Raw genomic sequence first — 13,019 nt, forward strand, 5'->3', positions numbered from 1 at the left:
TCGCGCGGATGCGGGAGTACCTGGTGTTCGTGCAGCAGGAGGCGGGCAAGGTCAGGACCTGCGCTTCGCGAAGGCGGTGGGGCGGTCCGGCCACGGGGCGTCCACGGGGCGGGTCCCGCCGTGCCCGTCGCGCACCGCCTGCAGGGCGAGGACGCCCGCGACGGCCGTGGCGTTGACGATCTCGCCCTGCAGCGCCATCGTGACGGCCTCGGCGAGCGGGATCCAGCGCAGCTCGAGCTCGGACTCCTCGTCGTCGCCCAGGTCGGGCCGCTCCACCTCGCGCAGGCCGGTCGCCAGGAAGACCCGGATGGCCTCCTCGGAGAACCCGGGCGAGGGGACGGCGTCGACCAGCACCGACCAGTGCTCGGCGGCCAGGCCCACCTCCTCGGCCAGCTCCCGGGCCGCCGCGGCGACCGGGTCCTCGCCGGCGTGGTCCAGCAGGCCGGCCGGCATCTCCCACAGCCGGCGCCGCACGGCGTGCCGGTACTGCAGGATCATCATCAGCCGGTCCTGCTCGTCGACCGCCGCGATCGCGACCGCCCCGGGGTGCTCGACGATCTCGCGGGTCGCCTCCCGGCCGCCGGGCATGCGGACCGTGTCCGCCCGGACGGCCATCACGCGGCCCTCGTAGATGTCCTTCGAGGCGGTGATCGGGAAGTCGTGCGTGCCGGGGGTGCTCCGGCTCACGAGCCCACCTCGGCCGGCTCGGTGGAGGCGGCGGCGTCGGCCCTGTCGGCCCTGTCGGCCCGCTCGGCCTTGCCGTTCGACTTCGCCCGGGACGGCATCTCGACGGGCAGCCGGTCCTCGGCGTTGTACCGCAGGGCCGCCTTCACGAACGCCGCGAACAGCGGGTGCGGACGGGTCGGCCGGCTCTTGAGCTCCGGATGTGCCTGGGTGCCCACGAAGAACGGGTGCGTCCCCTCGGCCAGCTCGACGAACTCGACGAGTTTCCCGTCCGGCGAGGTGCCGCCGAACACCAGCCCGGCCTCGGCCAGCCGGTCGCGGTAGGAGTTGTTGACCTCGTAGCGGTGCCGGTGCCGCTCGGAGACCTCCCGGCCGCCGTACGCCTTCGCGACGACGGTGCCCTCCCCCAGCGCGGCCGGGTAGGCACCGAGGCGCATGGTCCCGCCCATGTCGCGCTCGCCGGCGACGACGTCGAGCTGCTCGGCCATGGTCGAGATGACCGGGTGCGGGGTGCGCGGGTCGAACTCGCTGGAGCTGGCGTCCGCCAGGCCCGCGAGGTTGCGCGCGGCCTCGATCACCATGCACTGCAGGCCCAGGCAGAGCCCCAGCGTGGGGATGCCGCGGGTGCGGGCGTGGGTGATCGCGCCGAGCTTGCCCTCGATGCCGCGGATGCCGAAGCCGCCCGGGACCAGCACGCCGTCGACGCCCTCCAACGCGCTCGCCGCGCCGGACGGGGTCTCGCAGTCGTCCGAGACGACCCAGCGGATCTCGACCTTGGCCCGGTGCGCGAAACCGCCGGCGCGCAGGGCCTCGGTGACGGAGAGGTAGGCGTCGGGCAGGTCGACGTACTTGCCGACGAGCGCGATCGTGACCTTCTCGTCCGGGTTGTGCACGCGGTCGAGCAGGTCGCCCCAGACCGTCCAGTCGACGTCCCGGAAGGGCAGCCCGAGCCGGCGGACCACGTAGGCGTCGAGCGCCTCGCGGTGCAGCACCCGCGGGATGTCGTAGATCGACGGGGCGTCGGGGCAGGCCGCCACACCGTCCATCTCGACGTCGCACATCAGCGAGATCTTGCGCTTCATCGCGTCCGGGATCTCCCGGTCCGCGCGCAGGACCAGCGCGTCGGGCTGGATACCGATGTTGCGCAGGGCGGCGACGGAGTGCTGCGTGGGCTTGGTCTTCAGCTCGCCCGACGGCGCCAGGTACGGCACCAGCGAGACGTGCAGGAAGAAGCAGTTGTCCCGGCCGACCTCGTGGCGCACCTGGCGGGCCGCCTCCACGAACGGGAGCGACTCGATGTCGCCGATGGTGCCGCCGACCTCGGTGATCACCACGTCCGGGACGACACCGTCGGCGTCGGGCTCCGCCATCGCGAGGATGCGGTCCTTGATCTCGTTCGTGATGTGCGGGATCACCTGGACGGTGTCGCCCAGGTACTCGCCGCGGCGCTCCTTGGCGATGACCTCGGAGTACACCTGGCCGGTGGTCACGTTGGCCCGGCCGTGCAGGTCCCGGTCGAGGAACCGCTCGTAGTGGCCGATGTCGAGGTCCGTCTCGGCGCCGTCCTCGGTGACGAAGACCTCGCCGTGCTGGAACGGGTTCATCGTCCCGGGGTCGACGTTGAGGTACGGGTCGAGCTTCTGCATCGTCACCCGGAGCCCGCGCGCGGTGAGCAGCTGGCCGAGGGACGACGCGGTGAGGCCTTTACCCAGCGAGGATGCGACCCCGCCGGTGACGAACAGATGACGGGTCGCGCGAGTCTGCACGGAACTTCAGTGTACCCGGAGCAGTCCGGGCACCTCGGACGGACCGCCCGCCGCGTGTCGCCACCCCTCGAACGCGCGAACGGCGACCCCGTCGTGCGCGGAGGCGCCGTTCACGGCCCGTGGTCAGGCACCGGGCGCCGCGCCCCCGGAGGCGGTGCGGTCGGAGCCGTAGCTGCCCGCGCCGCCGTCGAGCTGTTCCTTGAGCGCCAGCACGGTGGCGACGCGCCCGGCGCCGGTCTGGACGTCGTCGACCGTCGACAGGCCTGCCGTCGACCCGCCGGAGGCCCGCGCGACGCCGACCGGCCCGGTCGCCGACGCCGACCCCTCCCGGCCCGCCAGCACCGCGCCCGCGCCGGAGCGGTCCAGCTGCGCCGCCAGCCGGGCGAGCACGGCCGCCGAGTCGCCGGCGTCGGGACCCTGCGCGGCGCCGCCGGTGAGGACGACGACGAGGTCCGCCGGGCCGGGCGCGGTGCCCGGCTGGACGAACCCGGCGTCGGCCAGCCCGGTCCACACCGCGCCCGCCTGGTCGGCGCTCGGCGCGCTCTTCGTGCTCATCACGCTGCCGAGCAGCCCGCCCGCCAGGCTGCCGGTGTCGGACGCCGCCGGGAGCTGCGCGCCGGCCGGCAGGAGCTCGGCGGCGAGGGCGTTCAGCTGGTCCGACCGGGCCGGGTCGCCGACGGCGTCGGTGAGCGTGATCGAGCCGGTCACCGTGCCGCCCGCCTGCCCGACGAGCCGGATCACCGACTCGGCGTCGGCCTGCTCACCGCCCGCCTGCACCAGCGCCACGGTCTTGCCCGCGAGCAGCCCGCGCACCGCGGCCGGGCCGACCCGGCTCGCGAACTGGTCCGCCGCGGCCTGCTCGTCGAGCAGGCCGTCGCGCTGGGCGGTGAGCGTGTCGACCTGGCTGGACAGGTCGTCGCGGTCGGTCGAGACCGCGGCGAGCACCCGGTCGGACAGGCCGCTCGCGCCGAGCACCACGCCGACCGCGAGCGCGAGGAACACCGCCGCGAGGGACACCGCGTGGTAGCGCAGCGAGATCACCGGACGAACCACCCCTTGATCGTCTCGAACACGGCGGCCGCCGTCGTGGTGATCCAGGTCAGGACCGCGTCGCCGGCCTGCGACATCAGCAACGCGGCCAGGACCGCGACGAGCGCCGCCCCGATGAGCAGCAGCAGCGCGCCGGTGGAGATCCGGCTGCGGTAGAGCTGGGCGATGACCCGACCGTCGACCAGCTGCCCGCCCACCTGCAGGCGGGTGAGGAAGGTCGAGGCGTTGGAGCCGGACCGGCCCCGGTCGAGGAACTCGACCATGGTCGCGGACAGCCCGACCGTCACGATCATCGCCGCCCCGTGGTGGTGCGCGAGCAGCAGCGCCAGGTCCTCGGGGTTGGCCGACGACGGGAAGGTCACCGCGCTCGCACCGAGGTCCTGGACCCGGTGCAGGCCAGGGGCGTGACCGTCGGCGAAGGCCGGGACGACGACGTCGGCGCCGCAGGTCAGCGTCTCGTCGGAGATGTCGGACGGGTCACCGACGATGAGGTCGGGCTTGTGCCCGGCGGCCCGCAGGGCGTCGGCGCCCGCCCCGACGCCGACCAGCGCCGGCTGGTACTCGCGGATGTAGTTGCCGAGCCGCGCCAGGTCCTTGGCGTGGTCGAACCCCGCCGCGACCACGAGCACCTGCCGGCCCCGCAGCGCGACGTCGACCTCCGGCACGCCGTAGCCGTCGAGCAGCAGCGAGCGCTCCTGCCGCATGAACTCGGTGGTGTTCGCGGCGAACGCCTCGAGCTGGTGGGTGAGCCCGGCCTTGGCCTCGACGAGGGCGTCGGCGACCGAGTCGGGCGTCTGCTCGGTGCCGCGGGCCAGCTCCAGCTCGCCGGCGTAGACCACGCCCTCGTGCACCCGGATCCGCGCACCGTCGCGCACGTCGTGCAGCACTTCCGGGCCGGTCGCGTCGACCAGCGGGACACCGGCCGCGAGCAGGGCCTCCGGTCCGAGGTTCGGGAAGCGCCCGGAGATGGACGGCGAGGCGTTGACGACGGCGGCGACCTCGGCCGCGATCAGCGCGTCGGCCGTGGCCCGGTCCATGTCGATCTGGTCGAGCACCGCGATGTCGCCCGGCTTGAGCCGCTTGAGCAAGGCGTCCGTGCGCTTGTCGACGCGCGCGGTCCCGGCGAGCCCGGGCAGCTCGGGTCGCGAGCGGTGCAGCAGGCCGGTCAGCTTCATGCCGCGCACCCTGGCACCGCCCCGGCGCGGAGCGGTGAAGGCGCGCCGCACCGTGACCGCCCCGTCACCCGGGCCGACGATGCCGGCCCCGCCCCTCGCCGCCAACCCGGCCCCGCCCGGCACGGCACGGCACGGCACGGCACGGCACGGCACGGCACTGGGGCATGATCGGATTCATGGCTCGCCGGGGGGCATGCGTCCTGATCCTGTCCGCGCTCAGCGTGCTGGCGGTGGTGGGGACGGGCTGCGCGGCACGCTCGCCGGCACGGTCACCACGCCCGGGGGGCCCGGCCCGTTCCCGGCCGTCGTCATGACGGCGTGGGTCACCAGGGTCAGCAGGCGCTGAGGCTCACGCCTTCTTCCGGCGCCTGCGCGGCTCGGCCCGGTCCTCCTCGCGGTGCGTGCGGGCCGCGGCCAGCAGCTCCTCGGCGTGGGCGCGGCCGGTGTCGGTGTCGTCGAGTCCTGCGAGCATCCGCGCGAGCTCGACGATCCGGTCGGCCTCGGGCAGGGTGCGCACGCTGCTGCGGGTCACGCCCTCGCCGCGCTTCTTCTGCACCACGAGGTGCCGGTCGGCGTAGGCCGCGACCTGCGGCAGGTGCGTGACCACGATGACCTGGTGGCGCGCGGCGAGCCGGGCCAGCCGCCGCCCGATCTCGACGGCGGCGCGACCGCCCACCCCGGCGTCGACCTCGTCGAACACCATGGTCGGCACCGGGTCGGCGCCGGCGAGTGCGACCTCGAGGGCCAGCATCACCCGGGACAGCTCGCCACCCGAGGCGCCCTTGTGCAGTGGCTGCGGCGCCGAGCCGGGGTGCGGGACGAGCCGCAGCTCCACCTCGTCCACCCCGTCCGACCCGGCGACCACCCAGCGGCCCTCGACCTGCAGCGCGTCGGGGGCCTCGGGCCCGGAGGCCGGCCGCGGCACGACCGACACGTGCAGCTTCGCGTCCTTCATCGCGAGCCCGCCCAGCTCGGCCGTGGTGTCGGCGGCGAGCCGGCCTGCCGCCTCGGCGCGGGCGGCGCTCAGGGCCGCCGCGTGCCCGGCCAGGTCGCCGGCCAGGGCATCCCGCCGGGCCGCCAGCGCGGCGAGGGCCTCGTCGGAGGTGTCGAGCCCGGCGAGGCGCTCCTGGGCCTGCGCGGCCCACTCCAGCACGCCGTCCGTGTCCGCGGCGTACTTCCGCGTGAGGGCCTTCAGCTCGGCCTGACGGGAGAGCACGTGGGCGAGCCGCTCGGGGTCCGCGTCGAGCCGGTCGAGGTACGACGACAGCTCTCCCGCGACGTCCGTGAGCACGGCGAGCGCCTCCCCCAGCCGCGGGTCCAGCGCCGCCAGCTCCGGGTCGCCGCCGGACTGCAGCCGGTTGCGTGCCTCGCCGACGAGCCCGACGGCGCCGGGGCTCTCCCCGCCCATGTCGTCACCGTCCGAGCCGGAGAGCATGGCCCGCGCCAGCCCGGCCGCCTCACGCAGGTCGTCGGCCGCGGCGAGCCGCTTCGCCTCCTCGACGAGCTCGCGGTCCTCCCCCGGCTGTGGCGCGACCGCCTCGATCTCGGTCAGCCCGTGCCGGAGCATGTCCGCCTCCTGGGCCAGCCGGCGCGCGTTGTCCCGGCGCTCGACGAGCTCGGCGGACACGGCCTGCCACTCGGCCCGGGTCTCGCGGTAGGCGGCGAGCGGCTTGGCCACCGCGTCGCCCGCGTACCGGTCCAGCAGGGCGCGCTGGTCGGCGGGGCGCAGCAGGCGGAGCTGGTCGTTCTGCCCGTGCACGGCGAGGGTCGCCTCGGCGAGCCGGCCCAGCACGCCCACCGGCACGGACCGCCCGCCGAGGTGGGCGCGGGAGCGCCCGTCGGCCGACACCGTGCGGACAGCGATCAAGGTGCCGTCCTCGTCCGCCTCGGCACCGACCTCCTCGGCCAGCTCGAGCGCGGCGGCGCCGCTGCGCTCGAAGCGGCCCTCGACCACGGCCCGCGACGCGCTCTCGGCGACCCGCGACGCCTCGGCCCGGCCGCCGCCCAGCAGGGACAGCCCGGTCACCACCATGGTCTTGCCCGCGCCGGTCTCACCGGTGAGCACGGTGAGACCCGGGTCCAGCTCGAGCGTGGCGTCGTCGATCACGCCGAGGCCCTGGATGCGCATCTCGGCCAGCATGGGCCGCACGATACGGCCCGCCCCCGACAGATCCGCGCGCAGACCGCGGCGGGAACGCGCCCGGGCGTGTCCGGCCGGAACGGCCCCGGTGCTCGGTCCGGTCCGGTGCCCGGGGCTCCGGTGCTGCGGGCTCAGTGCTCGTCGGGCGTGTCCGGCGCGCCCCGCCAGCCGCGCACCGGCAGGTCGAACTTGCGGACCAGCCGGTCCGCGAAGGGCTGCGCCTGCAACCGGATCATCCGCACCGGCTCGATCCCGCGGCACAGCTCGACCCGGGCGCCCGGCGGCAGGTCGATGACCCGGCGCCCGTCGCAGTCCAGGACGGCCGGCGGTCCGGTGGCGTCGATCTCCACGGCCACGTGGCTCGACGGCGACACGACCAGAGGCCGCGCGAACAGCGCGTGCGCGTTGCTCGGCACCACCAGCATCGCCTCCACCTGCGGCCAGATCAGTGGCCCTCCCGCGGAGAACGCGTACGCCGTGGAGCCGGTCGGGGTCGAGCAGATCACGCCGTCGCAGCCGAAGCTGGAGACGGGGCGGCCGTCGATCTCCAGCACGACCTCGAGGATCCGCTCGCGGGTGCTCTTCTCGACCACGCCCTCGTTGAGCGCCCAGGTCTGGTCGAGCACCTTCCCGCGGTGACGCACCACCGCGTCGATCGTCATGCGCTCCTCGACCTCGTAGCGGCCGGCCACGATCGCGTCGAGCGCCTCGCCCAGGGACTCCTGCTCGGCCTCGGCCAGGAAGCCGATGCGGCCGAGGTTGACCCCGAGCAGCGGCACCTTCGCGGGCCGGGCCAGGTCCGCCGCGCGCAGCAGGGTGCCGTCGCCGCCCAGGACGAGGACGGCCTCCGTCTCGGCCGCGCAGGCCGGCGTCCCGTCGACCACGACCGGGCGCAGCTCCGGGGGCATGTCCGCGCCGTTGTCGACCTCGGACCACTCGTCGGCCAGCACACGCAGCCGGATGCCGTCCTTCGCGAGCCGGTGCGCGACGCGGGCGGCGACCCGCCGGTTCGTCGCCCGGCCGGCGTGCAGGACGACCAGCACCTCCCTCATCGCGGGCCCTCCTCGACGGCCCGCGCGAGCGGCCCGTCCCCCACGTCCTCCCCGCCCCGCGCGAGGCGCAGGAAGTACTCGACATTGCCCGACGGGCCGGGCAGCGGACTGGCCACCGCGCCGCGCACCACGAGGCCCAGACCCCGGGCGGAGTCGGCGACCTCGGTCAGCGCGGCCCGCCGCAGCGCGGCGTCGCGCACGACCCCGCCCGCGCCCAGCCGCTCCCTGCCCACCTCGAACTGCGGTTTGACCATCGGCACCAGGGTGCCACCCGGGGCCGTGCACGCGACGAGCGCGGGGAGCACGGTGCGCAGCGAGATGAACGACAGGTCGGCGACGGTGAGGTCGACGACCCCGCCGATCGTCCCCGGTTCCAGCGCCCGCACGTTGGTGCGGTCGTGCACCCGCACCCGCGGGTCGGACTGCAGCCGCCAGACCAGCTGGCCGTACCCGACGTCCACCGCCACCACCTCGCGGGCGCCGCGGTGGAGCAGGACGTCCGTGAACCCGCCGGTCGACGCGCCCGCGTCGAGGCAGCGCCGCCCCTCCACGACGAGGTCGGGGAACGCGTCGAGCGCCCCGAGGAGCTTGTGCGCGCCCCGGGAGGCCCAGTCCGGCTCGTCGGCCCGCTCCTCGACGACGACCGGGGTCGCCCGGTCGACCTGTGTCGCCGGTTTGCCCGCCGGGAGGCCGTTGACGGTGACCCGGCCTGCGGTGATCAGCTCGGCCGCGTGCTGGCGCGAGCGCGCGAGCTTGCGCCGGACGAGCTCGGCGTCGAGCCGGGAACGGGTGGGCACGCCGGTCCCCGCCGACTCAGACCCGCTCGGGCGAGCCGGCGGCGAGCGCGGCGCCCAGGGCGGCGTGGACCCGCTCGAAGGCGGCGACGTGCTCCTCCGCGGGGCGCCCGGCGACGGCGTCGAGCGCGCCGAGGGCGGCCTCGACGTCGGCCCGCACGGCCTCGAGCGGGCGCGCGGACGGCGGGCGCGGGTCGCCCGGGACGGGGACGGTCATGGTCGTGCTCTCCGGTCGGGATCCGACTCGGCGGTCGGCGTGATCGCCACGGTAGTCGAGGCGGGCGGGGCGCCGCGGGCGGGCACGCCCGGCCCGGTCACGCCAGGCCGAGCCGGTCGACGACGCCCCGCGCGGCCTCGCCCTCGGCCCGTACCCGCGCCGTTCCCCCGCCGGCCGCCCAGTGCACCGCGCAGAGCGCACGCAGGGCGTCGAGGTCCTGGCCGTCGCCCGAGAGCACCAGACCGTCGTCGACGGACCACCCGTCCCGGGCACCCGGCGCCAGTTCCTCGGGGGGCTGGAACAGCGCGCCGAGGTCCGCCCCGAGGTAGGTGGGACGCTGCGACTCGGGTGCTTCCAGCACCTCCCGCGCGGTCGACACCCCGGTCAGGACGACGAGCGTCGGCAGGCCCGCCGCGTTGCCGCCCTCGATGTCGGTGTCGAGCCGGTCGCCGATCACCAGGCCCCGCTCGCGGCCCGACGCCCGCAGCGCCTCCTGGATCAGCGTCGGCGCGGGCTTGCCCGCGACCTGCGGTTCCGCGCCGCTCGCGATGCGCACGACGCCGACCATCGAGCCGTTGCCGGGCATGGGCCCGCGATCGGTCGGGAGCGTGGGGTCGACGTTGGTCGCCACCCACAGCGCCCCCTGCCGGATCGCGAGCGTGGCCTCGGCGAGGTTCCGCCAGCCGGTGTCGGGCGAATGGCCCTGCACCACGGCGTCGGCGCCCTCGGCCGAGTCCACGACGCGCAGACCCCGGTGGGCGACCTCCTCCGCCAGCGCGCTCGTCCCCACCACCAGTACGCGTGCGCCCTCGGGCAGCTGGGCGGCGAGCATCGCGGCCCCCGCTTGCGAGCTGGTGCGGACGTCCTCGGTCGTCGCCGGGAAGCCCAGCTCGGCGAGGTGCGCCGCGACCTCCGAGGGCCGGCGCGAGGCGTTGTTCGTGACGTACGAGGTCCGCACGCCGCGGTCCTGCGCGGACGCGATCGCCTCGACAGCACCGGGGACCGCCGACGGCCCCGCGTACAGGGTGCCGTCGAGGTCCACCAGCAGGACGTCGAACCGGGAGAGGAGGTCGTCGCTCACGAGGACTGCTTACCGTCCGGGCCCTCCGCGGGCCAGGTGTCGACCGGGGGCTCGGGGTCGCCGTCCTCGTCGGGCTCGGCCTGCTCCTGCGGGTCCTGGGCGGCGACGGCGGGCGCGGGCCGGGGTGCGTCGGCCGCGTCCTCGGGGTCCTCGGCCTCCAGCTCCTCCTCGGCGTCCTCGAGATCGGCGTCCTCGAGTTCGGCGTCCTCGAGTTCGGCGTCCTCGAGATCGGCATCCTCGAGATCGGCGTCCCTGTCGGCCGGGTCCGCCTCGGCGTCCGCCGTCAGGTCGGCGTCGGGCTCGTCGTCGAGGTCGGACTCGTCGTCGAGGTCGGACTCGTCGTCCTCGGCGTCGTCGGCGTCGGTGAGCTCCGCGTCGTCCGCGTCGTCCGCGTCGTCGGTGTCGTCGTCGGCGGCGGCCTCGGCCTCGTCCACGAGGTCGGACTCGTCGTCGAGGCGCTCGGGGCGCGAGACGCCCTCGTCGGCGGCGGGCCGGGAGGCCGGCGTGGGGTCGTCCTCCTCGACGACGTCCCCGATCGCGAAGCCGTCGTCCTCCTCCTCGATCTCCTCGCCGGTGAGCTCGGCGAGGCGGCGCCGGGCGTCCGTCTCGCCCGCGGCGTCGGCGTCGGCGGCATGGACGAACCACTGCACCGCGTCCGCCTCACGGCCCGCGGCCAGCAGGTTGTCGGCGTACGCGTAGAACAGGCGCGCGCTCCACGGGTCCCGCTTGCGCGGGTCCAGCTCGGCGCCCTGCAGACCGACGACCGCGGCATCGAGCTCCCCGAGGTCGCGCCGCGCACCGGCGGCGACGATGGCGAGCTCGACCCGCTCGGCCTGGCCGAGCTCCTTCGTCTCCGGGCCGCGGGCCAGCTCCAGCGCACGCTCGGGGCGGCAGAGCGCACGCTCGATGTCCGCCATCACGGGGATGTGCCCGGGCCCGCCGCCCATGCGGCGGGCCGCCCGCAGCTCGCCGAGCGCCTCGTTCCACTCGCCGGCGTGGTAGGCCGCGATCCCCGCGGCCTCCCGGACCACGGCGATCCGGGACGCCCGTTTCCGCGCGTACCGCGCGTGCTCGAGCGCCACCTCGGGGTCCTCGTCGACGAGCATGCCCGCGGCGACCAGGTGCAGGGCGACCTTCTCGGCGGTCTCCTTCTGCAGGCCCCGCAGGTCGCGCCGGACGTCGGCGTCGAGCGAGTTCGGGCGGAGACCCTCCGGCAGCTCCGGCTCGGCCATGAAGGTGGTCGGCACGCCCTCGGCGCGCTCCCGACCGCCGCGGTCACCCCGGTCACCCCGGTCGGCGCGGTCTCCCCGGTCGCGGGGTCCGCGGCCCGGACGGTCGGTGTCGCGCGGACCGCCGTTCGGACGGCCCCGCACCGGCCCCACCCGGTCCCCACGCGAGCGACGGTCACCGTCCACCGGACGCTCGCGACGCTCGAACCCACGGTCGCGGACGTCGGTCCCGCGGTCCTGCTGCGACGGGCCGCCGATCGCGTCGCCACGGTCGGGACGGGACTCGCGCTCCTCGCGCCGGAACGCGGCAGGGCGCTCGTCCCCACGGCCGGGACGGGACTCCCGGTCCTCGCGCCGGAACGCGGCAGGGCGCTCGTCGCGTCGATCGTCACGTCGACCGTCGCGGAAGCCGCCGCGGTTCGGGCGGTCGCCGCCGCGGGAGTCCCGGTCGACGCCATCGCGCCGCTCGCTCCGCTCGAAGCCCCGAGCGCCACCGTCGCGGTCGAACCGGCCACCGCGGTCCCCGGAGCCGCGGCCGTAGCCACGGCTCGCGCCCGGGGCGCGGTCGTCTCGGTCGCCGGTGCGGGGTCGGTCGTCGCGCCGGTATCCGCCCCGACGGTCGTCACGGTCGAACCCGCCCCGACGGTCGTCACGAGGGCCGGAGCGGAACTCGCCGCGGTCCTCCCGGTCGCCACGCGGGCCCCGGGAGTCGCGGGACTCCCGGGAGTCCCGGTCGTACCGGGCGCCCCCGCGGGTGTCCCGGTCCTGCGCGCCGCGCCGGTCGCTCCGGTCGAAGGACCCCCGACGGTCGTCGCGATCGAGGCGCCGGCCACGCGAGTCCCCGAACTCACGGGAGCCGCGGTCGTCGCGCGCGTCGCGTCCGCCCGGCCCCTGGCCGCGGTCGTCCCGGCCGAACGAGCGCCGGTCGTCGCGGTCGAAGCGTCCGCCGCGGTCCGAGCCGCCGCCGCGGGAGTAGCCACCGGGCCGGTCGTCACGGCGGTCGTCACGGCGGAAGCCGCCCGGCCGGTCGTCGCGCTCGAACCGGTCCCGCCGGTCGCCGTAGCCGCCGCGGTCCTGGCCGTAGCCGCGGGGGCGGTCGCCACGCCCGCGGTCGTCGCGGACGTACCCGCGGCGCTCGTCCCGGCCGTAGCCGGCCCGCCGGTCGTCGCCCTGCGGGCGGCCACCGCGCCGGTCGTCCCGCCGGTCGTCCCGCCGATCGTCACGGCGGTTGTCCCGGCGGCTGTCGCTGCCCCAGCGGTCGACGTAGACCTTGCCGCTGCCCTCGCTGCGACCGCCCCGAGCGGGACGGTCGTCGCGGCCGCGGTCAGCGCCGCGGTCGTCACGACCGCCGTCCCGACCACGGAAGCCGCCGCGTCCGCGGTCGCCCTCGGATCCACGACGCCCGTCGGTGCGGTCGTCGCGGCGCGGGCCCCGCCCGTCGTCCGATCCGCCCCAGCCGGTCCCCAGCCGGCCGCCACCGCTCCGGCGGTCGTCGCTGCGGCCCCCACGGCGCTCGTCGCGGCCGCGGCCCTCGCCGGCGCCACGGCGCGGGCGCTCCTCGCGGCGGTCGTCCCGCTTGTCATCCCGATCAGTCACTCTGGAATTCCAGTTCTCGTCGCGTCGCTGGCCGTGATCGCGAGCGCGATTCCAGCCGTCGGAGAAGATACGAAAAGAGCGCCCCCACCTGCCCGGTGGGGACGCTCTTCGATGTTTGATGTCGGCGGCGACCTACTCTCCCACACCCTGGCGAGTGCAGTACCATCGGCGCTGGAGGGCTTAGCTTCCGGGTTCGGGATGGGACCGGGCGTTCCCCCTCCGCAATGACCACCGA

Annotated in this window: 10 protein-coding genes and 1 rRNA gene; all 11 read right to left on the reverse strand. The window is 76.1% G+C overall.

Annotation, left to right across the window (positions count from 1 at the left end; genetic code table 11):
• Nucleotides 1-51: 51 nt before the first annotated feature.
• Nucleotides 52-687: an NUDIX domain-containing protein gene (locus LWC35_RS28380; protein WP_308194691.1), complete on the reverse strand. Its 636-nt coding sequence runs from the start codon at nt 685-687 to the stop codon at nt 52-54.
• Complete coding sequence (pyrG, locus tag LWC35_RS28385; RefSeq protein WP_232873333.1) at nt 684-2,450, reverse strand: CTP synthase; 1,767 nt, start codon at nt 2,448-2,450, stop codon at nt 684-686. The genes LWC35_RS28380 and pyrG overlap by 4 nt, the downstream gene beginning before the upstream one ends.
• A gap of 123 nt (nt 2,451-2,573) precedes the next feature.
• Nucleotides 2,574-3,491, reverse strand: a complete 918-nt coding sequence (locus LWC35_RS28390; protein ID WP_232873345.1) for a copper transporter — start codon at nt 3,489-3,491, stop codon at nt 2,574-2,576.
• Complete coding sequence (steA, locus tag LWC35_RS28395) at nt 3,488-4,675, reverse strand: putative cytokinetic ring protein SteA (RefSeq protein ID WP_232873334.1); 1,188 nt, start codon at nt 4,673-4,675, stop codon at nt 3,488-3,490. Before steA ends, LWC35_RS28390 begins: the two co-directional genes overlap by 4 nt.
• Nucleotides 4,676-5,024: 349 nt before the next feature.
• Nucleotides 5,025-6,815, reverse strand: a complete 1,791-nt coding sequence (gene recN / locus LWC35_RS28400) for a DNA repair protein RecN (RefSeq protein ID WP_232873335.1) — start codon at nt 6,813-6,815, stop codon at nt 5,025-5,027.
• A gap of 131 nt (nt 6,816-6,946) precedes the next feature.
• Entirely contained in the window at nt 6,947-7,867 is a 921-nt protein-coding gene (locus LWC35_RS28405) for an NAD kinase (protein WP_232873336.1), read from the reverse strand.
• Entirely contained in the window at nt 7,864-8,664 is an 801-nt protein-coding gene (locus LWC35_RS28410) for a TlyA family RNA methyltransferase (RefSeq protein ID WP_232873337.1), read from the reverse strand. Before LWC35_RS28410 ends, LWC35_RS28405 begins: the two co-directional genes overlap by 4 nt.
• A 16-nt stretch (nt 8,665-8,680) precedes the next feature.
• Nucleotides 8,681-8,878, reverse strand: coding sequence for a hypothetical protein (locus LWC35_RS28415; RefSeq protein ID WP_232873338.1), 198 nt, complete (start codon nt 8,876-8,878; stop codon nt 8,681-8,683).
• A 97-nt stretch (nt 8,879-8,975) separates the two neighbouring features.
• On the reverse strand, nt 8,976-9,959 hold the full coding sequence (locus LWC35_RS28420) for an HAD-IIA family hydrolase (RefSeq protein ID WP_232873339.1): 984 nt from the start codon (nt 9,957-9,959) through the stop codon (nt 8,976-8,978).
• Nucleotides 9,956-12,784 carry a pentapeptide repeat-containing protein gene (locus LWC35_RS28425; RefSeq protein WP_232873340.1) on the reverse strand — a complete coding sequence of 943 codons (2,829 nt, stop codon included), beginning with the start codon at nt 12,782-12,784 and terminating at the stop codon, nt 9,956-9,958. Before LWC35_RS28425 ends, LWC35_RS28420 begins: the two co-directional genes overlap by 4 nt.
• Before the next feature lie 119 nt (nt 12,785-12,903).
• Nucleotides 12,904-13,019 (reverse strand): 5S ribosomal RNA (gene rrf, locus LWC35_RS28430).

The sequence above is a fragment of the Pseudonocardia kujensis genome, from assembly GCF_021283305.1.
GTDB lineage: Bacteria > Actinomycetota > Actinomycetes > Mycobacteriales > Pseudonocardiaceae > Pseudonocardia > Pseudonocardia kujensis.

Bases quoted from the DNA above. Each gene is read 5' to 3' on its own strand.
- recN (WP_232873335.1), bottom strand. From the start codon at position 6,815: ATGCTGGCCGAGATGCGCATCCAGGGCCTCGGCGTGATCGACGACGCC.
- LWC35_RS28405 (WP_232873336.1), bottom strand. From the start codon at position 7,867: ATGAGGGAGGTGCTGGTCGTCCTGCACGCCGGCCGGGCGACGAACCGG.
- steA (WP_232873334.1), bottom strand. From the start codon at position 4,675: ATGAAGCTGACCGGCCTGCTGCACCGCTCGCGACCCGAGCTGCCCGGG.
- LWC35_RS28415 (WP_232873338.1), bottom strand. From the start codon at position 8,878: ATGACCGTCCCCGTCCCGGGCGACCCGCGCCCGCCGTCCGCGCGCCCG.